20 protein-coding genes and 1 pseudogene are annotated in these 23,867 nt (G+C 45.7%); 15 read left to right on the plus strand and 6 right to left on the minus strand.

The genetic code is table 11. From position 1 onward, the window contains the following. Positions 1-113: 113 nt before the first annotated feature. Positions 114-263, minus strand: a pseudogene (locus FEM33_RS26490) (DUF6496 domain-containing protein); the annotation flags it as partial. Positions 264-440: 177 nt separating this feature from the next. Between FEM33_RS26490 and FEM33_RS24385 the strand changes: the two are divergent. The 11 genes from FEM33_RS24385 (at position 441) to FEM33_RS24435 (ending at position 12,539) form a co-directional block, all read left to right on the plus strand. Continuing rightward, positions 441-1,784 carry an amidohydrolase family protein gene (locus tag FEM33_RS24385; RefSeq protein ID WP_139014587.1) on the plus strand — a complete coding sequence of 448 codons (1,344 nt, stop codon included), beginning with the start codon at positions 441-443 and terminating at the stop codon, positions 1,782-1,784. Between the two features lie 14 nt (positions 1,785-1,798). Further along, entirely contained in the window at positions 1,799-2,314 is a 516-nt protein-coding gene (locus FEM33_RS24390) for a cupin domain-containing protein (protein ID WP_139014588.1), read from the plus strand. Positions 2,315-2,341: 27 nt separating this feature from the next. Next, the gene (locus FEM33_RS24395; protein ID WP_139014589.1) at positions 2,342-2,707 is read left to right on the plus strand and encodes a VOC family protein; all 366 of its coding nucleotides are present in this window, start codon (positions 2,342-2,344) and stop codon (positions 2,705-2,707) included. A 582-nt stretch (positions 2,708-3,289) separates the two neighbouring features. Beyond that, entirely contained in the window at positions 3,290-4,291 is a 1,002-nt protein-coding gene (locus FEM33_RS24400) for a hypothetical protein (protein ID WP_139014590.1), read from the plus strand. Continuing rightward, on the plus strand, positions 4,291-5,439 hold the full coding sequence (locus FEM33_RS24405; protein WP_139014591.1) for a glycosyltransferase family 4 protein: 1,149 nt from the start codon (positions 4,291-4,293) through the stop codon (positions 5,437-5,439). The genes FEM33_RS24400 and FEM33_RS24405 overlap by 1 nt, the downstream gene beginning before the upstream one ends. A 25-nt stretch (positions 5,440-5,464) precedes the next feature. Further along, positions 5,465-6,622, plus strand: coding sequence for a glycosyltransferase (locus FEM33_RS24410; protein ID WP_139014592.1), 1,158 nt, complete (start codon positions 5,465-5,467; stop codon positions 6,620-6,622). 49 nt (positions 6,623-6,671) lie between these two features. Next, the gene (locus tag FEM33_RS24415; protein ID WP_139014593.1) at positions 6,672-7,598 is read left to right on the plus strand and encodes a glycosyltransferase family 2 protein; all 927 of its coding nucleotides are present in this window, start codon (positions 6,672-6,674) and stop codon (positions 7,596-7,598) included. Beyond that, complete coding sequence (locus tag FEM33_RS24420) at positions 7,555-8,121, plus strand: WcaF family extracellular polysaccharide biosynthesis acetyltransferase (RefSeq protein WP_139014594.1); 567 nt, start codon at positions 7,555-7,557, stop codon at positions 8,119-8,121. The genes FEM33_RS24415 and FEM33_RS24420 overlap by 44 nt, the downstream gene beginning before the upstream one ends. Then, entirely contained in the window at positions 8,118-8,861 is a 744-nt protein-coding gene (locus FEM33_RS24425) for a glycosyltransferase family 2 protein (protein ID WP_139014595.1), read from the plus strand. Before FEM33_RS24420 ends, FEM33_RS24425 begins: the two co-directional genes overlap by 4 nt. Before the next feature lie 106 nt (positions 8,862-8,967). Further along, a complete protein-coding gene (locus FEM33_RS24430; protein ID WP_139014596.1) occupies positions 8,968-10,173 on the plus strand; it encodes an MraY family glycosyltransferase in 1,206 nt (401 codons plus the stop codon). A 95-nt stretch (positions 10,174-10,268) separates the two neighbouring features. Further along, positions 10,269-12,539: an NADP-dependent malic enzyme gene (locus FEM33_RS24435; RefSeq protein WP_139014597.1), complete on the plus strand. Its 2,271-nt coding sequence runs from the start codon at positions 10,269-10,271 to the stop codon at positions 12,537-12,539. Positions 12,540-12,601: 62 nt separating this feature from the next. Here the strand turns inward: FEM33_RS24435 and FEM33_RS24440 are convergent, their stop codons facing one another. Continuing rightward, a complete protein-coding gene (locus tag FEM33_RS24440) occupies positions 12,602-14,464 on the minus strand; it encodes a glycoside hydrolase family 2 protein (protein ID WP_139014598.1) in 1,863 nt (620 codons plus the stop codon). A gap of 187 nt (positions 14,465-14,651) precedes the next feature. On the opposite strand from FEM33_RS24440, the gene FEM33_RS24445 reads away from it, so the two are divergent. Next, the gene (locus tag FEM33_RS24445; protein ID WP_139014599.1) at positions 14,652-15,716 is read left to right on the plus strand and encodes an isoaspartyl peptidase/L-asparaginase family protein; all 1,065 of its coding nucleotides are present in this window, start codon (positions 14,652-14,654) and stop codon (positions 15,714-15,716) included. A 106-nt stretch (positions 15,717-15,822) separates the two neighbouring features. Next, a complete protein-coding gene (locus tag FEM33_RS24450; protein ID WP_139014600.1) occupies positions 15,823-16,935 on the plus strand; it encodes a T9SS type A sorting domain-containing protein in 1,113 nt (370 codons plus the stop codon). A 234-nt stretch (positions 16,936-17,169) separates the two neighbouring features. Here FEM33_RS24450 and FEM33_RS24455 read toward each other — a convergent pair whose 3' ends face one another. After that, the gene (locus FEM33_RS24455) at positions 17,170-17,985 is read right to left on the minus strand and encodes an alpha/beta fold hydrolase (protein WP_229214392.1); all 816 of its coding nucleotides are present in this window, start codon (positions 17,983-17,985) and stop codon (positions 17,170-17,172) included. A gap of 298 nt (positions 17,986-18,283) precedes the next feature. Here FEM33_RS24455 and epsC point away from each other — a divergent pair, with 298 nt between their 5' ends. Next, the gene (gene epsC, locus FEM33_RS24460; protein WP_139014602.1) at positions 18,284-19,114 is read left to right on the plus strand and encodes a serine O-acetyltransferase EpsC; all 831 of its coding nucleotides are present in this window, start codon (positions 18,284-18,286) and stop codon (positions 19,112-19,114) included. Here epsC and FEM33_RS24465 read toward each other — a convergent pair. Together FEM33_RS24465 and ppk1 are read right to left on the minus strand one after the other, a co-directional pair. Beyond that, a complete protein-coding gene (locus FEM33_RS24465) occupies positions 19,107-19,700 on the minus strand; it encodes a TetR/AcrR family transcriptional regulator (RefSeq protein ID WP_139014603.1) in 594 nt (197 codons plus the stop codon). The two genes, epsC and FEM33_RS24465, sit on opposite strands and share 8 nt — an antisense overlap. A gap of 199 nt (positions 19,701-19,899) precedes the next feature. Beyond that, positions 19,900-21,996, minus strand: a complete 2,097-nt coding sequence (gene ppk1, locus FEM33_RS24470) for a polyphosphate kinase 1 (RefSeq protein ID WP_139014604.1) — start codon at positions 21,994-21,996, stop codon at positions 19,900-19,902. Positions 21,997-22,137: 141 nt separating this feature from the next. On the opposite strand from ppk1, the gene FEM33_RS24475 reads away from it, so the two are divergent. Then, positions 22,138-23,160 (plus strand): aldo/keto reductase, encoded by a 1,023-nt coding sequence (locus tag FEM33_RS24475; protein WP_139014605.1) that lies wholly within the window; start codon positions 22,138-22,140, stop codon positions 23,158-23,160. Between the two features lie 64 nt (positions 23,161-23,224). Here FEM33_RS24475 and pyrE read toward each other — a convergent pair whose 3' ends face one another. Continuing rightward, positions 23,225-23,866: an orotate phosphoribosyltransferase gene (gene pyrE / locus FEM33_RS24480; protein ID WP_139014606.1), complete on the minus strand. Its 642-nt coding sequence runs from the start codon at positions 23,864-23,866 to the stop codon at positions 23,225-23,227. Position 23,867: the final 1 nt, after the last annotated feature.

Consider the following 23,867-nt stretch of genomic DNA (forward strand, 5'->3'; position numbering starts at 1 on the left):
AACCTCGTCATCAGCAGCTGTTTGAGGGATCGACAAGGGCCGGACAGTTTTAAATGAACCCTGCCATTATCTTTCCAAAGTCACCAGAAAACCTGACCGGCATATACTATACTTCAATCCTTTTTCTCCGGCACTTTTGCTCCTGCTTTCCGTGCATCCGACAAACCGATGGCAATGGCTTGCTTTTTTGAAGTTACTTTTTTGCCCGAACCTGTTTTCAGCGTTCCTTCTTTCTGCTCGTGCATGGCTTCTTCCACTTTTTCACCGGCTTTTTTTAATACTTTGCCATATTTTCAGGATTTAAACCATGAATGGCTTATATTAACGATTGCGGACGGGTTAAGTTGTAAGTAAACCATTTACAACAAATCTTATACCAAAGGCGTGCAATCAGTCACAAAAACAATTGTAATGCACTTTATAACAACCCATTTAATCTTATGAAACCAACTTTATTGCTGGCAGGGCTTCTGGTTTTTCTTACAGGCAGCATGCATATCCATGCACAGCAGCCCGGTTTGTTCCTGCTGAAAAATGCAACTGTTATTGACGGAACCGGTACAGCAGCCAGAGAAAACGTGGACATTCTGATCAGAGGCGAACGCATTGAAGCCATCGGAAACGGGATTAAAGCCAATGGAGCAAAGGAAATCAGCCTGAAAGGCAAAACCGTCATTCCGGCACTTATTTCTGCACATGCGCATATCGGAACACTGAAAGGAACAACTTCCTCGGCCGAAAATTACACGCGGGAAAATATATTCAGACAACTGAGAAAGTATCAGGATTATGGCGTCAATTCCATATTGGTAATGGGAACGGACCGTCCGCTCATATTCAATGGTCTGCGCGATTCCACAGTCGCCGGACTGTTGCCCGGCGCACGTTTGTTTTCAGCAGGATACGGTTTCAACACGCCCGATCCGTCGCCCGGCTCGTGGATGAACCTTTTGCAAAGGCCCGCAACGCCGGAGGAAGTACCGGCCATGATGGACAAACTGGTTCCGCTGAAACCGACTGTCGTGAAAATCTGGGTGGATGACCATGGCGGCAATGCGCAGAAAATGAAACCCGAAATTTACACCGCCATTATCCGGGAAGCGCATAAACGGAACCTGCGCGTTGCAGCGCATCTGTTCTACGCCGAAGACGCGCGCGCGCTGACCGAAGCCGGCATAGATATTATTGCACACAGCATTCGCGATAAAGTGGTGGATGAAGATCTTCTTGCAAAAATGAAACAGCACCAAGTAACCTACATTCCGACCCTGTCACTGGACGAATATCAGTTTGCCTATGCCGGCAATCCCGACTGGATCAACGATGAATTTTTTAAAGCCTCACTCGAACCCGGCGTTTTTGAAATGATCACCGACAAGGGCTATGCCGAGAAAGTCAGAAACTCACCGGATTATGAAAAGAACATGGCGGCATTCCAAACGGCATCCGAAAACCTGAAAAAGATATTTGATGCCGGCATCACCGTGGCATTGGGAACGGATTCGGGCGCCTTTCCGGTAAGAACGCAGGGATTTACGGAGCATCTGGAGATGGAACTGATGGTCCGCGCCGGACTTACGCCCCTGCAAGCCGTTATGCTGGCCACGCTAAATGCAGCCGGAGCGTTGAAAATTGACAATGACTACGGCAGCATTCAGAAAGGCAAAAAGGCAGATCTGATCATTCTGAGCGACAATCCGGAAAAAGATATCAAAAACACGCGTAAAATCGAATCGGTCTGGAAAGACGGCAAGGAATCGAGCAAAGGGCCTTTGAAAAAGTAAAAACACGATTGCAAATGAGTATTTTAAATATAAAACCGGAAACTTTCCTTTTCAGCGACGACGGAAAAATCCCGAACAGCAAATTCCCGCTTGTCGTTTATAGAAATGCATTTTCCGAAAGAGGCGTGCAAGGTGCCGCATGGATCGAGGAAAGATTTGAAAGCAACAAATGGACGAATTCATGGCGTAACGGTGTGTTTTCCTATCATCATTATCACAGCATTTCACACGAAGTGCTGGCCGTTTATGCCGGAAATGCGCTGCTGCACATGGGCGGTGAAAAGGGCAAAAAAATGACGGTCCATGCCGGCGATATCTTGATTATTCCCACAGGTGTCGGTCACAAAAAACTGGATGCTTCTGCGGATTTTGCCGTTGTAGGCGCTTATCCGAATGGCAGCGACTATGATATTTTAAGAGGCGAGCCGGGCGACAGGCCAAAAGCCCAGCAAAATATTGCACGTGTTCCGCTGCCTGAACTGGATCCGTTATACGGCAAAAACGGCGAATTATTGAAAATCTGGATTTAGCTTGATCCGAAACAGCATGCAAAAAAGATGAAAATTGAATTCAAAAGACTGGACCATATAATGCTCTGCATTCCGGAAGGCGCAGAAAATGCAGCAAGGGAATTTTACGGAAATATTTTAGGGCTGGAAGAACTTACAGACTTGGGCTATCCGCTGCCAAACGGAGCCATATGGTTTCAAATGGGTGATATTCAGCTGCATATCCGGGCTGAGAAAAATACCGAACTATCGCAAAGGCATCCTGCTTTTGAGGTAAAAAACCTTGAAAGCGCACGTTACTTACTCGAACAGCACGGCATTGCTATCCGAAACGACAGTCCGATCCCCGGCAGAAACCGTTTTTCATTCAGAGACCCGTTTGGAAACCGCATTGAACTGATTGAAATGGTTTGAAGGGGGGAGGAAGGAAGGAGGAAGGGAAAGGAAGGAGGTTTTTTATTTTGGTTACTTAGTTGTCATGAGGTTGTCATGGAGTTGTTATGGATTGTCATGGATTGTCATGAGGTTGTCATGGATTGTAATGGATTGTAATGAGGTTGTTATCGGTTGTAATGGATTTTTATTTTGGTAAAAGGAGTGTTTTTAATGAATCATGAATGGGTTCTTTTACTGCCTTTAATTGCGAAATAACAACTTCCTGACTAAAAATGACAACTTCATGACTACAAGTGACAACCTCCTGACCAAAAGCAACAACCTCATGACTTAAAACAACAACCTCATGACTTAAATGACAACCTCCTGACTAAAAGTGACAACCTCCTGACTAAAAATGACAACTTCCATGACTATAAGTGACAACCTCATGACCAAAACTAAAATGCCATTTCCCACGGCAGAACACTTATCTCCGCCGGTAAATACGCTGATGCTGCCGCAAGCACTTATTTGAGGTCCATATTCTGCAAAAAATCGTATTTGGCAAAAGTAATCCTAAATTTGCACCGCGTTTGCAGATGACACCGCCGATTTATAATGCTTAAATTTTTTTACAGAATCCTGATCCTTATTGTTCTGCTTGCAGGAATCGCTGAAATTGTATTAAGGGTAAAATACGGATTCTGCAACTCACCGCTTTACATTTCTGACCCGGATTTTGAATATATCTACGCACCGAATCAGGATGTCAAACGCTTTGGCTATGCACTTCGTACCAATCGCTTTTCCATGCGAAATGAAGAAGTTTTGCCTGCGGACAGCCTGGTTATTTTGCTGATCGGTGATTCGGTTGTAAACGGCGGAAGTCTCACGGATCAGGACAGCATTGCTTCGACCATGATGGAAAAATGGTTTTTACGCGATTTCAGAACAAGGGTCCGGGTGCTGAATATTTCTGCGGGTTCCTGGGGGCCGGACAATATTGCGGCATTTCTTAAAAAGTATGGAACGTTCAAAGCAAAACTGATGTGTCTGGTAACGAGCAGCCATGACGCGCATGATATCATGTCACATCAAAGCCCCGTCGGCATTGACCCCGGAATGCCCGACAAGCAGTATAAGGTGGCATTGTATGAATTGTGGGACCGTTATGGCTGGATGTTTTTTTATTTTTACGACACGCTGTTCTCTTCGCCAAAAACAGACCAGAGCCAGCAGAACAATCCGCCGGATTCTACAAAAACGGAATCCGTAAAACAGGCGGAACTGAACAATGCCGGAATTCGGAAGCCGGGACTTGTTTTCAATCCGGGTTATGAACAGCTTTACGAACTGGCGCGTGAGCAATCCATTCCGCTGTTTATTTATCTGCATCCCGAAATTTCAGAAATAGAATCCGGCTGTTTCAATGATCAGGGTGAGGAAATTATTGATTTTGCCAAAAGCAGGAACATCCGTTTGATCAATGAATTGCAGTTGGGTGTCTCCACCAAACTGTACCGGAATATGGATGTTGTGCATTATAACAGTCAGGGACAGGTTTTTATGGCCAATAACCTGTATCCGTTGTTTCAGGAATACCTTAAATTTAAAAAATAATGCGCATTCTGATCATTCATAACCAGTTATGGGCGCATTACAAATCAAGGCTGTTCAGTGAGATATACAGTTCATTGAAGAAAAAATATCCGGAAAGCGATTTTCTGGTTGTGCAGATCGCCTTGTACGAAGCAAGCCGCAGCGCGATGCAAAGTGACGAAAGCATTGTTTACGATTACCCGTATCAAGTACTTTTTAACCGCAGCCTTGATTCCGTTCATTTTCCGGAAAGGCTGAAATCGCTTTTCAAAGCTTTCCACGCATACAAACCGACCGTCCTGAATATTACCGGTTACTTTGACTGGGCGCAGGTGCTTTTGATGTTTTATGCCAGAATACGCGGTGTAAAAGTGGTGTTGTCTTCTGAATCTTCGTCCGCCGATCACAACCGCTCCGCGCTGAAAGAACGGTTGAAAAGTTTTATTGTAAACCGGGCAAATGCATTCTTTTGTTTTGGCAGAACTTCGGCGCAATATCTGGAAAGTCTGGGCGTAAATCCGGCAGCTATTATGGTACGCAACGCAGCGGTGATTGATGAAGATACCGTAAGAACGCGGTACGACCTGGCAAAAAAGCAGGTCGGCAATGAAAATTTAATCCGAAAATTCATTTTTACCGGCCGGCTGGCTCCTGAAAAAAACCTTTCATTACTCATCCGGGCATTTTACAATGTTCAACCTATAAATTCGGGTTCATGGCAGTTGCTGCTGGTCGGTGACGGACCGGAGAGGGATTTACTGGAAAATTTAACCAAAAGTCTGAACCTGAGCGGCAAAGTGACTTTTGCAGGCGGATTTCCGTGGTATAAAGTGCCTGAATGGCTTGCCAAAAGCGATGTACTGGTACTGCCGAGCAAATCGGAGCCGTGGGGTTTGGTTGTGAATGAAGCCATGACCTGCGGCATGCCCGTTCTGGTTTCGGATAAATGCGGATGTGCAGCCGATCTGGTGGAACCCGGAAAAAATGGTTTTACTTTTGATCCCGAGAATCAGTCAGCGCTGGAAGAAAACATGCGTTTTTTTATGCAGAATCCGGACCGGATCGTACCCATGGGAAAAGAATCCGTAAAAATGATCGTGCCTTTTTCGTCAAAGCGCGTTGCTTCCCGAATGGCTGACTGTTACAAAATCCTGAGCCGGAGAAGCTAAAAACTTACAGATACTGAATTCAAACATGCGGATTTTAAATATATGTGCCTATACATGGGCAATCGGAGGCCCCGCCCGGATTATTTACGATCATACCAGTGAAGTCATCCGGCAGGGACATTCGGTGGATATCCTGAGCCCGATGACACCGGGTGAAAAAATGTACCCGGTTCCGGAAGGTGCCCGGCTTATTGCCTGCGCACGGACTACGCCTGTCAGCAATTTTTACCGTGAGTTTTCTCTGGACATGTATAAATACCTGAAAGCGCATATCAGCGAGTATGATGTCATTCACATGCACGGCATCTGGCATTTCGGAAGTCTGGCCCCGTTTCTGATTCCGAATAAAGCGGTGAAGGTGATTACGATTCACGGGCTGCTGGACAAATGGGCGGTGGCGCACAGCAAATGGAAAAAACAGCTTGTTACTGCGCTTTATCAGAAAAAACTGTTGGGAAAAGCAGATCTGATCCAGATCAACAATACCGATGAGGAAGAAGATGTGATCCGCTATCTTGGCTACCGGCCGGCCAATATGGTGATCGTACCCAACGGCATGAAACTTTCGGAATACAGCCAGCTTCCGCCAAAAGGTCTTTTCCGTTCCAGGCACCAGATCCGGAAAGATCAGCAGATGATCCTGTTCATGGGAAGGCTGAATATTAAAAAAGGGCTTGATCTGCTTTTGCCTGCATTTCTGGAAATCCAGAACAAGCTGCCTGAAGCCATTCTGGTACTGGCCGGACCGGATGACGGTTACAAGCAGGAAACTGAAGATTTTATACGGAAAAATAACCTGAATGAACGCGTCAGGCTGGTGGGAATGCTTACGGACACGGACAAAAAAGAAGCACTTTCCGATGCCGACCTTTTTGTTCTGCCGTCTTATTCAGAAGGATTTTCCATTGCAGTGCTGGAAGCCATGGCCTCAAAAGTGCCTGCGCTGGTTTCTGACCGGGTCGGGTTTGGCGACTACATCCGCCGCTACGATGCTGCCCATCTGACGCCGCTCAGCAGCAAAGGTGTTGCAGAAGGACTTCTTAAAATATTGCAAGATCATGCATACGCTCAGGATCTTGCAAAGCATGCATATCAGATGGTATCTGAAAACTTTGACATACAAGTTGTAGCCAATCAGTTATTGGAAGAATACAATAAAGTTCAAAAAAGTACTTACCTTTGAAAGGTTCAAGCACCAGCAATCGGCAATTTTGTCCTGTTTTACATTGGGTATGATCGATTTATCCGTCATCATTTTAACACACAACGAATCAAAACATATCGAGCGCTGCATTAGAAGCCTGCTTGCCGTTACGGATAAAATTTTTATTGTCGATTCCTTTTCTACAGATGAAACCGTTGTCCTTGCACGCAGTCTGGGTGCTACTGTAATCCAGAACCCCTGGGTCTCCTACTCTTTTCAGTTTAATTTCGGCATTCAGAACAACCCGTTCAAAACCCGCTGGCTGATGCGCATGGACGCGGATGAGTATATTTCCGCCGAGCTTGCCGATGAACTGAACAATACGATTAACAGCATTCCGGAAGACGTATCGGGTTTGTACGTAAAAAGGCGCGTGATGTTTATGGATAAATGGATCCGGCGCGGCGGCTATTACCCGATTTGGCTGCTCAGGATCTGGAGAAACGGGCACGGAACATGCGAAGAACTCTGGATGGATGAACACATCAAGCTAAGCAGCGGCAGTACAGCACAGCTTCAGAACGACATTGTAGATCACAACCTGAACAATCTGACTTGGTGGACGCAAAAACATAACCATTATGCGATCCGTGAAGTCATTGATCTGCTTAATATTAAATATAATTTTGACAACAAGGAAACGGTTACGCCCGGCTTTTGGGGAAGTCAGGAACAACGTACGCGTTTTCTGAAAATCAGGTACGCCGGGCTGCCATTATTTACAAGGCCATTCATTTATTTTATTTACCGCTACATTTTCAAAGCCGGTTTTCTGGATGGCATCAAAGGGCTGATCTGGCATTTTCTTCAGGGATTCTGGTACCGGTTTCTGGTCGATGCCAAAATTTACGAGGTGTATTACAAGGCGGGAAAAGACAAGCAGCAAATTATTTCACATTTCAGGACAGAGTATGGAAAAGACCTCAAGAACCCAAACCAGTCTGTCCGCGTATAACAACAGCTGGTACCGGCCCGGAAGCTTTCTGAAGCAATTGGCATGGTATATGGCTAACCGGTTGTTTATGAATACGTATCTGCCGTGGCCGATGCTTGTCAAAGTCTTTATCCTAAAATTATTCGGCGCAAAAATCGGGACCGGTGTTGTGATTAAGCCGAAAGTGAACATCAAATATCCGTGGTTTTTAAGCATTGGAAACGACTGCTGGATAGGCGAAAATGTGTGGATTGACAACCTCACAATGGTGACTATGGAAGCAAACGTCTGCCTTTCGCAGGGAAGTATGCTGCTGACCGGAAACCACGATTATACAAAAAGTACTTTTGACCTGATCATCAGGCCGATTACGCTGGAAAGCGGTGCGTGGATCGGGGCAAAAGCCACGGTTTGCCCGGGTGTAAAAGCAGGATCGCATGCGGTGCTCACCGTGAACTCGGTTGCTTCCAACGATCTGGAACCATACGGAATATATCAGGGAAATCCTGCTAAATACTTAAAAACAAGAAATTTAACGCATTGAAAGTAAGTATTATCACGGTTGTTTATAACGGTGCACAAACCATCCGGCAGTGCATTGAATCCGTTCTTGCGCAGGATTTTCCTTCAGTTGAATACATTATCATGGACGGCAGCTCGACGGACGGGACGCAGGAAATAGTCCGGTCCTACGGGCGTGCCGTTGCCCGGTTTGTCAGCGAACCCGACAACGGAATTTACGATGCCATGAACAAAGGCATACAAATAGCATCGGGTGATGTAATCGGAATCCTGAATGCGGATGATTTTTATGCTTATTCTTCTGTTATAAAAGATGTTGTGAATCAGATGGCAGCAGGAAACTTTCAGGCGTGTTATGGTGACCTACAGTATGTTGACGCGTCTGATGAAAGCATTGTCAAGAGGCAATGGAACTCCGGAAAGTACAGTTCCGGCGCATTTCTGAACGGATGGATGCCCCCGCACCCGACTTTTTTTGTACGCAGAGAAGTGTACGGAAAATTTGGTAAATTTCGGCTCGATCTCGGAAGTGCGGCCGATTATGAATTGATGCTCAGGTTAGTACATAAGCATAAAATCAGCATTACTTATGTACCGAAAGTGCTGGTCAAAATGCGGATCGGCGGTGTAAGCAACAGTACGCTGAAAAACAGGCTGGCTGCCAACCGCAATGATCTGAAAGCTTGGAAAATTAATAATTTGCGCCCGAGATTTTACACGTTGTGGCTAAAACCTTTAAGAAAGTTGGTTCAGTTTATTTAATCCGGAATAAATACAACTTGTTCCGATTATTCCAGTAAATTTCGGCAATTGAATCCCGGCCAGATTCAACAACCATAAAACGTATATTACGCTTATTGCAGACACTATGAAATTAGAACTACCTCTTCAGATATTAAGCGAAGGAAATTTCGGCAACATTATCCATCACGACGTTTATCAATGCCTTCTTTCTTTTCTGATTGCCTGTTTTCTTTCCATTATTTCCATTCCGATCATTATCAATCTGTCCAATCTGCTGCACCTGACCGCCAAACCGGGATTCAGAAGTTCGCATGAAACAGAAACGCCGACACTGGGCGGAATCGCGATTTTTGCTGCAACGCTTATTGCCTACTTTCTATGGCCGCATTCAGAGAATATTCTGGATTCCAATCTGATCAGCCTGGCCATGACGGGGGTGATTATCCTGTTTTTCCTGGGCATCAAAGATGATATTCTGGCCGTTGATCCGACCAAAAAGCTGATTATCCAGATATTCGCATCGCTGATTCTGGTGGCAATGGGAAATTTCAAGGTTGATAATTTTTACGGGATATTCGGCATTCACGATGTTTCCGATTTTATCAGCATTCCGCTGACGGTTTTTATTTTTATTGCCATCATCAATTCAATCAATCTGATTGACGGCATCGACGGACTGGCGGGCGGAATAAGCCTGATTGCAGGGCTTGGTTTCGGAATCTGGTTTATACTGAACGATCATTTTTCCTTTGGCTGCCTGGCTTTTGCCATGTCGGGATCGCTGCTTGGTTTTCTGCGTTTCAATTTTTCCAAAACCAGCAAAATCTTTATGGGCGATACCGGCTCGCTGATCGTCGGATACCTGCTTTCCATATTCTCCGTCGAGTTTCTGTCCCTGAATGTAGGTTATCAGCACGATCCGAACGCTTATTTCAATGCGCCGATTATTGTCATGGTTCTGCTTATTGTTCCCATTTTTGATACACTCCGCGTTTTCATTGTCCGTATTTTCAAAGGCGGCTCGCCGTTCATTGCCGACAGAAACCACATGCATCATATTCTGATCGACAGCGGACTGAACCATTTCTGGGCTTCTTTTACGCTCTGGATGGCTACCATTGTGAACACGACCCTGTTTTTTGCATTTCACGGCGATATTACCAATACGGCCTCGCTTTATGTGTACATCGGCATGTTCGCATCTTATATGATTATTGCCACCATTCTGAAAAGGAGAGTCACCCGAAAAAGGAAAAGAAACCTGGCCAAAAGCCCGTCATTCAATGACGATACTATTTCCGCTTCCAAGAAGCTGTTCAGGAGACAGTAAAAGCCTGCATTTCCGGCTGCATTTAATATACATGGCCAAATTCATTGCCTTGTATTGAATGTTTGTACCTTAGCATGAAATAATTGACTACAGGTATGAATAAAAAAATCAGAAAAGAAGACGCCTTACATTACCATTCCAAAGGCAGGCCTGGTAAAATTCAGGTGATTCCTACCAAAGAAACAAGCACGCAGCGTGATCTTACGCTGGCCTATTCTCCCGGCGTTGCAGAACCCTGTCTGGAAATCGCCGCCAACGTTGAAGACGCCTATCTTTATACGGCTAAAGGCAATCTGGTTGCAGTTATCAGCAACGGCACCGCCGTGCTCGGGCTGGGCGATATCGGGCCGGAAGCCTCCAAACCCGTCATGGAAGGCAAAGGACTTCTGTTTAAGATTTATTCGGACATTGATGTTTTTGATATTGAACTGAATACCAAGGATGTTGATGAATTTGTAAGAACGGTTAAAATCCTTGAACCGACCTTTGGCGGGGTTAACCTGGAAGATATCAAAGCGCCGGAATGTTTTGAAATTGAAGCTCGTTTAAAGAAAGAACTGAATATCCCGGTCATGCACGATGACCAGCACGGAACGGCCATCATCAGCGCCGCCGCCATGCTGAACGCGCTTGATCTTGTAAAAAAAGACATTGCCGAAATTCGCATTGTGGTTTCCGGCGCCGGCGCTTCCGCGGTTTCCTGTACCAAACTGTATCTCGCACTGGGCGCAAGTCCCGCCAACATTGCCATGTTCGACACAAAAGGACATATTCACAACGGCAGGACGGATCTTGGCGAAATGAAAAAGCAGTTTGCCACAGACCATGTTTACGAATCGCTGGAAGATGCCATGAAAGGCGCGGATCTGTTCCTGGGGCTTTCTACGGCTGATATTGTTTCCAAAGACATGGTAAAATCCATGGCCAAAGATCCGATTGTACTGGCCATGGCGAACCCGAACCCTGAAATTCCGTATCCGGATGCCGTGGAAGCACGCGAAGACGTGATTATGGCAACAGGCCGTTCGGATTATCCGAATCAGGTCAACAATGTACTTGGATTTCCTTACATTTTCAGAGGTGCACTGGACGTACGGGCGACTGAAATCAATGAAGAAATGAAGCTGGCCGCCGTACATGCGCTGGCCGAACTTGCCAGAAAGCCGGTTCCGGATATTGTAAACCTTGCGTACAACGAAACAAATATTGTTTACGGCAAAAACTACATTATCCCGAAACCTGTTGACCCGAGATTGCTGACGACTGTGGCGCCTGCCGTAGCCAAAGCCGCCATAGCGACCGGCGTAGCCAGAAAAGTAATTACGGACTGGGACGCCTACGAGCAGGAACTTTCCAGCAGGCTGGGCCGGAACGAGCAGATTTCAAGAGTTATTTTAAGTAAAGCCAAACTGGCGCCCAAAAGAGTTGTTTTTGCGGATGCAGAAAATATTCAGGTGCTCCGCGCTGCACAGCAGGTTCGGGACGAAGGCATTGCAATCCCGATTTTGCTAGGAAACAATGAAACCATTCTGAACCTGATCAAAGAAAGCAAGCTGGATCTTGGCGACGTTTCCATCATTGACCCGAGAGCCGAAATAAACGATCATATCATTGACGTTTATGCATCTGCACTTTACGAAAAAAGAAAAAGAAAAGGCCTAACGCCCATTGAGGCCCGCAGAACCATTTATTTCAAAAGCTATTTCGGCTCCATGATGGTGGAAAACGGCGAAGCGGATGCATTCATTTCCGGACTTACCCGTACGTATCCGGATACGATCCGGCCTGCGCTGCATGTCATCGGCAAGGATGAAGGCGTAAACAAGGTTGCCGGTATGTATATCCTGCTGACGCCCAAAGGCCCGATTTTCTTTTCGGATACCACAGTGAACCTCAATCCGACCGTGGATGAAATTGTGGAAATTACGGAACTGACGACAAAAGCCGTAGAAAGATTCAATATTCAGCCGCGCGTTGCGCTGGTTACTTATGCCAATTACGGAAGTGCCGGCGGTGAGGATGCAGAAAAAATGAGAGACGCGGCCGCGATCCTTAAAAAGAGAAATCCGTCCATGATTGTAGACGGTGAAATGCAGGCGCATCTTGCTTTCAATACGGAGCTCCTGAAACAGAACTATCCTTTCAGCGATCTGGTGGATGGCGGTGCGAACACCCTTATTTTCCCGAATCTTTCTGCCAGCAACATTGCCTATAACTTGCTGAAAGAAGCTGCGGAACTGGAAACCATCGGGCCCATTCTCTTAGGAATGAAAAAACCCGTTCACGTTCTTCAGATCGGCAGCTCGGTAAGGGAAATTGTCAATATGGTTGCCATTGCCGTTGTGGAGGCGCAGATGAAGCAATAGCATTTTAAGAGAATAAATCAAAAAAACAGCCGGACTTCAAGAATCCGGCTGTTTTTTACAAATCAGGGTTTCAGTTTAACAAAAGACGGATCGTACAGTTTTGTATGGATCTGTTTGAGTTTGGCCTCTGGAAACTTGATAACCTTTCTGTCATACGTCATCAGGCCGTTTATTTCCACTTCCACATCCGTAGTCTGCGTGTAAACGGCGGCGGACAACCCTTTCCGGATCAATGGCTCAAAGCGGCCGATGAATGATTCGTATTTATTGTATAGCTCTTCCGGGTTTTTAAAGCTCTGATAGCCCCAGTTATCTTTCTGCTGCCACGTATGCTGATCTACAGGCAAGCCCAGACCGCCGAATTCACCCAGCACAATAACCTGTTTTGCACCGAAAAGATCAGGTTTTGGCATAGCCGGCGCCGGATAATTATGAAGGTCAATAATGTGTCCTACGGGAAAGAAATTGCCGCCGCTCGCACTGTTCACCAGTCTGCTCGGATCGTATTGCATCGTCCAGTCCGTAATTTCTTCAGTTTTGAACTGGCCCCAGGCTTCATTGAACGGAACCCATACCACGATGGAAGGAAAATGATAATTGGCGTCCATGATCGCTTTCCATTCCGTTCTATAAATCTGCTCTGATTCAGGCGTACGCTGCTGTTCCGTTTCATTTCCGGTTATTCCGGGATGCGGTTCCCAGTTGTTGCCAAGGTCGCCGCTGGGCATATCCTGCCACACCAGCATGCCGAGTTCGTCGCAGTAACGGTACCATCTTGCCGGCTCCACTTTCACGTGCTTGCGGATCATGTTGAAGCCCATTTCCTTGGTTTTGATAATATCAAATTTCAGAGCTTCATCCGTCGGGGCAGTATAGAGTCCGTCCGGCCACCAGCCCTGATCCAGCGGGCCGTACTGAAACAGGAATTTATTGTTCAGCATCATACGCTGCACGCCTTCTGCATCCGGCTGCATGGAAATTTTGCGCATGGCAAAATAACTTTTTACTTCATCAATTACCTTTCCGTTTCTGGTAACGCTTATCGTGAGATCGTACAAGAACGGGCTTTCCGGCGACCACAACTTCGGATTTGCAATATTCAGAACGGCATTGGAGCCGGTTTCAAATTCCTGTTCGGCAACGGTTGCCGAACCATCCGATGCAAGTATTTTGATCTTATCACCGGACGCGGCATTGGCAATGTCTGTTTTAACTGTCAGCGTCTGCTTGTCAATGTCGGGCGTTGGCTTGATGCCTGCAATGTAACTCGCCGGAACTGTTTCCAGCCATACTGTCTGCCAGATTCCCGTTACAGGCGTATACCAGATTCCATGCGGATTCTTGATCTGCTTGCCGCGCGGCTGCGGGCCGTCGCTGCTCGGGTCCCACACACGCACACTGATTTCCTGCTGTTTTTTCTTTGTCAGCAAGGCGGTAATATCAATCGAAAACGGATCGTAGCCACCCTGATGAGAACCTGCCGGCCTGCCGTTTACAAACACATCACATTTCCAGTCCACGGCCCCGAAGTGAAGCAATACGCGCTCATTTTTCAGTTTCGGATTAAAATCAACTGTACGCTGATACCATAAAATACTGTCTTTACCGACTGTTTTTCCAACACCGGACAAAGCAGACTCAACGGCGAACGGCACCAGAATTTTACCGTCAAAAGTTGCGGGCTTTGCATCCGCTTCACTTTTCGGCAAAATGGAGTAATTCCACAAGCCATTGATATTCATCCAGTTTTTGCGGACCATTTGCGGTCTGGGATATTCGGGGTGCGGATTTTGCGGAGAGACTTTTTCAGCCCATGGTGTTGTGATCTTGCCTTCAACGTATTTCCATTCAGCAGGCTTTTGCGCAAGTGTGCCTTCATTGAAAAACAGGAACACAGCACCAATTAATAGCAGTATTTTTTTCATTAAAAATTCAGGTTATTGAAAAATAGAACTTGATATTATTCATAAAAGGTCAGTTTCAAATGGCTCTACTGTCATTTCGGTCAATCGGGAATGCATATATATGCCTGATTCAATCCACAGGCAAGGATAAAGGAATTTCAAAGTTTCCTTGCTAGATTTGGTTATCACTCCATTTAATCCTTGATTTATGAAAACGCTCTACTCTATTTTTCTCGCCGTTTTAATTTATATGCCGGTTTCAGCACAAGACTATTCAGATAAAATCACACTGGTCATTCATGGCGGCGCCGGAACCATTACACGTGCCAATATGACGCCGGAAAAGGAAAAAGCATACAAGGAAGTGCTGAATACGGCATTGCAGACCGGCTATCAAGTGCTGAAAAAAGGCGGAACAAGCGTTCAGGCCGTGGAAGCGACAATAAAAGTGATGGAAGATTCGCCGCTTTTCAATGCAGGAAAAGGTGCCGTTTTTACCAATGAAGGAAAAAATGAGCTGGATGCGTCCATTATGGAAGGCAAAACGCTGAAAGCCGGTGCCATTGCCGGAGTAACAACCATCAAGAACCCGATCAGTACGGCCATAGCGGTCATGGAAAAGTCACCGCATGTGATGATGGCCGGCAAAGGAGCCGAAACATTCGCCAAAGAACAGGGTCTTGAAATTGTGGACCCGTCGTATTTCTATACCGAATCCCGCTTCAAGGCATTGCAGCGCGCTAAAGAAGAGGAAAAAACGGAACTCGACCATAATGCAAAGGAAGAAAAAGAAGTAAAAAAAGGCCCTAAAACAGGCGCATTGGAGGAAAATGAATTAATCTTTACGGAAGGAAAAAAATTCGGTACGGTCGGCTGCGTCGCACTGGACAAATTTGGAAACCTTGCGGCAGGAACTTCCACCGGCGGCATGACCAATAAAAGGTACGGACGCATCGGCGATGCGCCGATTATCGGTGCCGGAACGTATGCCAACAATGCAACATGCGCCGTTTCCGCGACCGGCCACGGCGAGTTTTTTATCCGTTCCGTTGTGGCTTACGATATTTCTGCCCTGATGGAATACAAAGGAATGTCGCTGAAAGATGCAGCCAACGAAGTGGTGATGAAAAAGCTTGTGGAACGCGGCGGTGAAGGCGGTATTATTGCTTTGGACCGGAACGGAAATGTTGCCATGCCGTTCAACAGCGAAGGCATGTACCGCGGTTTTATCAAGAATGACGGTAAAAGCGAAATACTGATTTACAAGGATTGATTTGGTACAGGATTTGTACATTTGTTTATGGCCCTGCGAATACAAAATGATGTTACTCCGACGTTCTGATCTTAGCAATGTCACTTACCGATTCCTTTTTAACCATATGAAATCAGTTTACAAAATATTCATATTTCTGCTGCTGCTCGGCCCTGCCGCCTATGCAACGCATTTACAGGGAGGCGAAATCATGGCTTCGCAAGTAAGCGGCCAGACTTACAACATCAAGGTTCGTCTTTATCTCAATATCAAAAACGGAGAACAAGCCTCAGAAGCGCAAAATGCAGTAACTGTTTGTTTTGGCGATGGCAATACCAAAGATTTTTCACGAACTTCCATTACGCTGATTCCCGGGAACAACAAAGTAGTGGTGGCTGAATACGACGGCCAGTATACTTACCGGGCTGCCGGCATGTTCCAGATTTCCGCTTCTGTGGATAACAGAACGGGAAATCTGCTCAATTTATACAATGCACAAAACACCTCCATGTTTCTATGGACCGTGATCGATACGCAGGTTGGCAATTCCACGCCTGTGTTTCCTTATCTGGTATTTGAAGCCGGTGTACGGCAAGTATTTTCCCTTGACCTGAAACCTTCGGTAAAAGATGCGGACAGCGTAACGATCCGTCTTCCGAAACTCAGCAAAGCATCGCCGGGAACCTGCGGCGTGCGGATGGAAGACAAAACGTACATGTACCCGAATGAAGTCAGTGCAAGCGGTGCTTTCAAGGTAATTCCTGCTGAGAACAAACTGGTGTGGCATGCGCCGGAAAATGTCGGAACCTATATTTTCGCCGTAATTGCGGACGAATGGCGAAATGGCGTTATTATCTCACAATCCTATCGGGAAGGAATTATTGAAGTTTCGGACAAGCCCGGCCCTGTTGTAGACATTCCGCCTTACGAAGCAGCCGGTACAAACGGCGGCCCGATTACATCCGTTCCAAATCCGGATACTCAGGAAATATCCATGGCCATTGAAGCTTATCCGATTCCTGCCGACAAGTTCATTACTGCCAGAGTTTACAACAAAACGCGTTTTGTCGTCAAATTGCAGCTTGTGGACCTGAACGGCCGTACACTTCGTCAGATTGATTCCAAAGTTCCTGTTGTTCAATTTGAAGGAGAATTTGACCTTAGCAATCTGGCAAGAGGACTTTATTTAATCCGTGCCGATAACAATACGGAATCAGTGACCAAGAAAATTGTTCATTAATCCGAATTATTTCGGACTGATTCATGGTAACTACATCAAAATAACGTCTTTGGTATAAAGACTGCTCGGATACATTCTGAGACAGCTTTTATCATAGGTTAATTATAATGAAGAAAAACGGCTGATCCTGAGATTGGCCGTTTTCTTGTTTTCAGAGGCTGTTGTTTTTAGCTGTTAGCTTTTAGCTGATGGCTATGTGTGCTGATTTTTTAATTTTAGCCAGAAATACTCCATTTAATTTCCGAGTTCGCCTGCTCCGCTGGCCATATCGATGGATGTAACCTTGTCCTGAAACATCAGGCTTTTGAGAAGCATTTCCTTGATCATCGATAAGTGCGTGTAAGTGATCATATGGCCGGCGTTGTAGAGGAAAATGTATTGTGCACGTTTGCTTTGAATGTGCTTTTTGGCAAAGTCAATATTCGTCGGATCGGCAATCCAGTCATTTCCGCCCTGAATTACCGTTGTGGGGACGTGAAGGCTCTGCCAGATGGGAATGAGTTTTTTCAGTTCGTCGGAATGGCTGTATTTTTCCGCAGTAGCCGTATTGAATTCTCCGGGCAGAAAAAGCTGGATAAATGCATTTTTGCCCCATTTTGAAAACCAGTAAAAACGTTCCTTTTCCGGGTCAATGACGGGAGAAACCATAATGAGCTCTTTCACTTTGTCCTGTACCATGGACACCAGCTTGGCGGCAATCGGAGCTCCGTATGACCTGCCGAGCACCGTTACCTTTTCCTTGCTTTTATTAAGGTCAAATACGGGCAGCAGGGCATTTGCCTGTGTAGCAATGGAAGTTACGTGACGGCGTTTTTTCAATCTGGATTTTCCATATCCTACTCTGTCGACGGAAACGATGTGAAAATGTTTCTGAAGATCTTCGTCGTCCATCAGATTCATATAACCCCATAAGGAACCCGGTGCGCCGTGAATGAGCAGCAGCATAGGCAGCGTATCGGCGCCTACACTGGCAATGCAAAGTGAAAGCGTATCATTCTGAATCAGTTGTTCCTTTGGCTTTACTTTTTTCAATGCATAATGTTTTCTCACTTGTTTGGCCGTAATCGTATATCTTGAAAAACAGGACGTAAGTGACGCTGATAAGAGCAAGATGACCAGGACAGACCGAAATGATTTAAAACTTAGCATATAACTTACAAAATGTTACTGTATTTTATAACTTCACAGGATATTTGAATATACGGTTTTATCCTGTAAAAAGTAAACGCTGGCTGTCCTTTTTCCAAAGAAGCAGCAATTTTTAAATTTTTCCGGCTAATTATTTGTTTAGTATAAAAAATCAGTGCCAGATAGCATTGCGACTGCGTAGGTCTAACTTTTATTGTTAATGACAGCCAACCACCAAGAATTTCTTCAGCGCCTGAGCAGGCAGAATGAAACTTACATTTACAAATTACCTTCCCGGCAAGATGCAGGAAAATTCATTCAGGATCTGATCAACTTTTTATTTCCGATCAGTCAGGATTGCCCGAGCTGCCCGAACAAGGATCTGGCTATGAAATATGCAGACTTACGCAATAGTCTGGCCTGTATGCTGCAGCCTCTGCAGCCTCAGCTGGAACAAAGCAGTGAAGAAATTCTGGATGCCATTTTTTCGCAGATTCCGGATATTTATGAATTGCTTTTGCTGGATGCGCGTTCCATTACGGACAACGATCCGGCGTCTGTAAGCATTGAAGAAGTGATTTCGGTTTATCCGGGTTTCATGGCGATTGCCACCTACCGTTTTGCACATTTGTTTGCCGTTTGTGGTATCCCGCTGCTGCCCAGAATGCTGACAGAATTCGCACATAGCCAGACAGGTATTGACATTCACCCGAATGCAACGATCGGACATTCCTTTTTCATCGATCACGGAACCGGCGTTGTAATCGGAGAGACAACGCATATCGGCAATAATGTAAAATTATATCAGGGCGTAACGCTCGGTGCCACACACGTATCCAAATCGCTCGCTTCCAGCAAACGCCATCCGACTATTGAAGATAATGTGGTGGTTTATGCCAATGCGACCATTCTGGGCGGCGATACGGTTATTGGTCACGATTCGGTGATTGGCGGCAATGCCTGGCTTGTAAGAAGCGTACCTCCACATTCCCAGGTTTATCACCAGAGTAAAATAGAGATACGCCAGCAACCGGTTCCGGCCGCTACATAATGCTTCGGATAAACCTGCGGATGCCTTCCATGTAAACCGGCTCGGCTTGTGGAAATGCGTACCTCGGCTGGGTTGTCATGGTAATACTGATAAAACCATAGGTGAGGCACCACCATTCATAATAGGTTTTGGTAACGTGCTCACCCGATTTTGGCCGCAGGCTGGCGATCATTTCCCAGACCGGATTTCCTTTGATGCTCATGGCTTCGGAATATACATTTTTGGAATCGCAGTAAGCACCTTCCAGATTGAACATCACCTGAAAAACTTCAGGGTTTTCAACTGCAAAATTCCATATGCGCTGCGCTACTTCAACGAGCTGCTTCTGCGGATTGCTGAAATGGGTTTTTATTTTTACAAACTCGGATTGAAGAAAATTAAACCCCTCCATTCGTATTTCTTCCAGAAGCTTGTCTTTACTGTCAAAGTATTCATACAAAATTGGCGGGCTGTATTCTATCACTTCGGCTATTTTCCGGATTGAAACCGCAGTCCATCCATCTTCACGGGCGATCACCTTGGCTGTCTTAACGATGTCAGAGCGTACCTGAATTTTAACCCGCTCTCTTCGTTCCACTATTCCCATGCTATAACGTTTCTTTATGATTGAGTAAGAATGAAATGCATTCAAATATAAACATATACTCCTTATTGCTCAAGGACATTTTCAGTAACCGACGTCAAAGCATTATTTTCATAACGCCGCCTGCCAATAAGACGCACGTAATAAATCTAACAGTAAAAAATTTAATTTCACTGAAAATGTACGATGAAAAATGGAACAATTATTCTGTTTTTTTTACCGGGCCGCTTTTTTCCAGCTTTTCTACAAGGCGGTAATTTGCATCCTGGGCACGCACTTTCACACGTGCATCATCGGGCAATTTGAGGTTGTTCTGATAAAGGTCAAGCCGTACGGACTTCTGATTGTCGTTGACGTAGTTCCTCAAAACAGTGCGCATCTGGCTTTTCAGGCTTTCATCCAGAACGGGAAAACAGATGTCGATGCGGCGGTGCAGGTTGCGGTGGGTCCAGTCGCAGGAAGAAAGGTATATTTCATCGTTGCCGCGATTGGCAAAATGAAAAATCCTTGTATTCTCGATATAACGGTCCACATGCCGGCTTACGATGATATTATCGCTGATGGAAGGAAGTCCGGAAATCAGGCTGCAGCTTTCGCTTACAATGATCTGAACGGGAACACCCGCCTTTCCGGCCTGATATAATTTATCAATCAGCGTATGATCCTGAAGCTGATTGATTTTAATGGTTATAAAGGATTTAAGCCCGGCATTGCAGCTTGCAATTTCACGATCAATGAGGTTAATGATTCTTTGCTGTAATGTAAACTGGGTTACAAATAAATAATTGAAGGGCAAATATTTGTACTTTTTAGGCTCGTCCTGCGTGGACAGATATCCGAAAAGCAGTTCCAGTTCATTGGTCAGTTCACGGTTGCTTGTCAGCAGCGTATGATCCACAATTTCGCGGCTTGTCATTCTGTAAAAGCCGCCGGTTCCAAGCAATGCATAACGCTCCCAGCCTTTCTGTACTTTCCTTTTGACCAGCGCCATTTTCGCATGGACTTTCAATCCCGGAATGCTGATAATGATCTTGATACCGGCATCACGCATCTTTTTTGACCAGTGCATGTTTTCCTGAATATCCAGTTTGCTGTTGAGCTCAATGTAAGTGGTGACGCGCTTGCCGTTTCTGGATGCGCTGATCAGTGAGTTCAGGATAAAGGAATTGGAGCTGATTTTGTATAGCGAAACATGAATTTCCTTAACATGAGGATCAATGGCTGCCTCATTAAAAAACCGGATAACCGGCTCATAGGAATGATACGGCAAATGCAGCAGATGATCCGATTTCTGGAGCGATTCAAAAACAGATCCCGTTTCGTCCAGTTCAGGATTACGGATCGGTTTTTGATAAGGATAATCAAGGCGCTTCGAAATTGCAGGAAAAGAAACAAGTTCCTGCATGTAAATATAATGTCCGCGCTCATGAAACTCGTTCATCGGAACGGCAGCCTTCCGCATCAGATATTCACGCATGTAAAGCGGCATGCCCGATTCGTAATAATAATGGGAAGGCAGTACAAAGTTGCGTTTTTCAAGCTGTTTCAGAATGCGCTGCGCAATCGGTGCCGGATATTCATCTTCAATCGTCAGTTCGGTATCTCTTTCCACACGCAAAGCATAACTTTCCAGAATCTCGTATCCCGGAAACAGCAACGGCAGATTTTCCCGGATAATATCTTCCAGAAAAGCAATATGCCGTTTTCCGTCCAGCTCGGGCAGTTCAATAAAGCGTCCGAACGGTTCAGAAGGCACGTTCACTGCTGCATACCAGTCTTCCTCCGAATCACCGCCGGGCTGCATTCTGACAATCAGGTACAATTGCCGGGAATCAAACAACTGCAACTTCGAATTTCGCCTCCCGTCCAGAAAAACGGGCTGAAGATACCTGAACAGTTTATTTACAAAAAACCTGCGGAGAAAAGGCCGGTGTTCATCTGCAAATGCCTCGCGGTAATACCAGTGGATTCCCTGTTCCTGCAATGCAGGCAGTATTCTGTTTACCAGAATAAGGTTGAATTCACGAAGCTGGTTTTCAACGGTCTCGTATACATGTTCCAGCAGCGAATCCGGAAAGATATTGAGCTTGGAACGGATATCATTGCTTACTTCGCCCATGGCGAGCAAACCCGGAATGCGTGCACGGAAAAACTCTTTGGTTTCATATGCATACAATCCAAGAAAGCGCAGGCGTTCCCTAACCGGTACGGTATCATCATCGGCTTCCAGCAATAATCTGTAATTATTCGAAAGCCAGCTCAGATTTGTATCGAAGTAAGGATAAGCAACATCTATCATTGAGTAAGGTGAAAAGATTCCAATTGTGCTACAATATAAATACATTTGGCGGGTAAGGATATAACTTTGCGTGACAAAAATTAACAATGCACAGTCCCGAGCAGACGTTGTATCCTATTTTAAAAACATAATTTTATTACTATGCGCTATCAATTATTGGGCAGATCCGGATTGCGTGTTTCAGAAGTTTGCCTCGGAACAATGACTTTTGGAACCGAGTGGGGATGGGGAGCAGACAAACATGAAAGTTTTAAAATATTCGAAACCTTTGCGAGTGCAGGCGGGAATTTTATTGACACTGCAAACCGGTATACAGAAGGTTCATCTGAAAAATACGTTGGTGAATTTATTGAAAGTGACCGTGATCACTGGGTGCTTGCGACAAAGTTTACGCTGAAAGACCGGAACAATGACCTGAACTTTGCCGGCAATCACCGCAAGAACCTGATGCGTTCCGTTTTGTCCAGCCTTAAAAGACTTAATACAGAATACATTGATCTGCTTTGGGTTCACTTGTGGGATAATACAACGCCCGTTGAAGAAGTAATGAGAGGACTTGACGATCTCGTTTCACGCGGACTTGTTCATTATGTAGGAATTTCCGATACGCCCGCATGGATCGTTTCACAAGCCAATACGATTGCCGATTTTCGGGGCTGGAATGCTTTTGCCGCAATCCAGTTTGAATATTCACTTCTGCAGAGAACGCCCGAAAGGGACCTTATCCCGATGGCCAAAGCGCTTGACCTTGCCGTAACGCCTTGGGGAACAATCGGCGGCGGCGCTTTGACCGGAAAATATTTGCGGGGCGAAGCCGGGCGCGTTCCGGACGACAGCACAAGGCGTAACGAGCACAGCAGCATGATTGCAAAGGCCGTTGTGGAAGTCGCAAATGAACTGGGTGTCACGCCTGCGCAGGTTGCCATCAACTGGACGCGTCACCGCAATCAGGTGATGATCCCGATTATAGGCGCTTCCAGGGAAAAACAACTGCTGGATTCATTGGGCTGTCTGAATTTCACCATTCCCGATACTATGATTCAGCGGTTAAATGAAGTCAGTAAAATAGAACTCGGGTTTCCGCACGAATTCCTCAAATCGGACGGGGTTAAGGAAGAAGCTTTTGGCGGATTGTTTGAAAAACTGGATAACCATCGCGGTTAAAATTCTTCCGGCCTTCAAACCGAAACGGACAGCTATGGATTTGAAGGCCGGAAGGTTACTTTGCTTATTTGCCCCATTTCTCGGGCGCCAGCCGCCATGCACTCAGGCTTTCCAGCTGGGTACTGTCGATATAATTGTGTTCAAGAGCCGTTTCAATCAAGGCATTGTAATTGCTGATGGCATCCAGACGAACATTTTTTCCCTTGAAATTATTTTCCGCTACTTCAAAACCGTAAGTAAAAATAGCAACCATTCCGGCGACTTCTATGCCGGCTTCCCGCAAAACATCCACGACTTTCAGCGAGCTGCCGCCTGTTGAAATCAGGTCTTCAACGATGATAACCGATTGTCCTTTTTCCAGCCTTCCCTCGATCTGATTGCCCATACCGTGTTTTTTCGGCTCCGGACGCACGTAAGCAAACGGAAGTTCCAGTAATTCTGCCACAAGCGCGCCCTGCGCAATGCCGCCGGTTGCCACTCCTACCACGGCCTGAACGCCCGGATAATTTTCCCTGATTACTTTTGCCAGCACTTTTTTGATGAAAGTTCTAGTATCCGGAAAGGACAATGCAACTCTGTTGTCGCAATAAATGGGTGAAAGCCATCCCGAACTCCACTGAAACGGGTTTTCAGGTCTTAATTTAATGGCTTGCGCTTCAAGCAGCAATTCTGCAATTCTTTTACTGGTATCCTGGTTTTCTGGCATT

It is taken from the genome of Dyadobacter flavalbus, assembly GCF_006149045.1.
GTDB lineage: Bacteria > Bacteroidota > Bacteroidia > Cytophagales > Spirosomataceae > Dyadobacter > Dyadobacter flavalbus.

Excerpts from the sequence above, each read along its gene's own strand:
- FEM33_RS24385 (WP_139014587.1), top strand. The coding sequence starts at position 441 with ATGAAACCAACTTTATTGCTGGCAGGGCTTCTGGTTTTTCTTACAGGC.
- FEM33_RS24435 (WP_139014597.1), top strand. The coding sequence starts at position 10,269 with ATGAATAAAAAAATCAGAAAAGAAGACGCCTTACATTACCATTCCAAA.
- FEM33_RS24440 (WP_139014598.1), bottom strand. The coding sequence starts at position 14,464 with ATGAAAAAAATACTGCTATTAATTGGTGCTGTGTTCCTGTTTTTCAAT.
- FEM33_RS24390 (WP_139014588.1), top strand. The coding sequence starts at position 1,799 with ATGAGTATTTTAAATATAAAACCGGAAACTTTCCTTTTCAGCGACGAC.
- FEM33_RS24415 (WP_139014593.1), top strand. The coding sequence starts at position 6,672 with ATGATCGATTTATCCGTCATCATTTTAACACACAACGAATCAAAACAT.
- FEM33_RS24420 (WP_139014594.1), top strand. The coding sequence starts at position 7,555 with ATGGAAAAGACCTCAAGAACCCAAACCAGTCTGTCCGCGTATAACAAC.
- FEM33_RS24445 (WP_139014599.1), top strand. The coding sequence starts at position 14,652 with ATGAAAACGCTCTACTCTATTTTTCTCGCCGTTTTAATTTATATGCCG.
- epsC (WP_139014602.1), top strand. The coding sequence starts at position 18,284 with ATGACAGCCAACCACCAAGAATTTCTTCAGCGCCTGAGCAGGCAGAAT.
- FEM33_RS24410 (WP_139014592.1), top strand. The coding sequence starts at position 5,465 with ATGCGGATTTTAAATATATGTGCCTATACATGGGCAATCGGAGGCCCC.
- FEM33_RS24475 (WP_139014605.1), top strand. The coding sequence starts at position 22,138 with ATGCGCTATCAATTATTGGGCAGATCCGGATTGCGTGTTTCAGAAGTT.
- FEM33_RS24395 (WP_139014589.1), top strand. The coding sequence starts at position 2,342 with ATGAAAATTGAATTCAAAAGACTGGACCATATAATGCTCTGCATTCCG.
- FEM33_RS24450 (WP_139014600.1), top strand. The coding sequence starts at position 15,823 with ATGAAATCAGTTTACAAAATATTCATATTTCTGCTGCTGCTCGGCCCT.
- pyrE (WP_139014606.1), bottom strand. The coding sequence starts at position 23,866 with ATGCCAGAAAACCAGGATACCAGTAAAAGAATTGCAGAATTGCTGCTT.
- FEM33_RS24400 (WP_139014590.1), top strand. The coding sequence starts at position 3,290 with ATGCTTAAATTTTTTTACAGAATCCTGATCCTTATTGTTCTGCTTGCA.
- FEM33_RS24405 (WP_139014591.1), top strand. The coding sequence starts at position 4,291 with ATGCGCATTCTGATCATTCATAACCAGTTATGGGCGCATTACAAATCA.
- FEM33_RS24465 (WP_139014603.1), bottom strand. The coding sequence starts at position 19,700 with ATGGGAATAGTGGAACGAAGAGAGCGGGTTAAAATTCAGGTACGCTCT.
- ppk1 (WP_139014604.1), bottom strand. The coding sequence starts at position 21,996 with ATGATAGATGTTGCTTATCCTTACTTCGATACAAATCTGAGCTGGCTT.
- FEM33_RS24430 (WP_139014596.1), top strand. The coding sequence starts at position 8,968 with ATGAAATTAGAACTACCTCTTCAGATATTAAGCGAAGGAAATTTCGGC.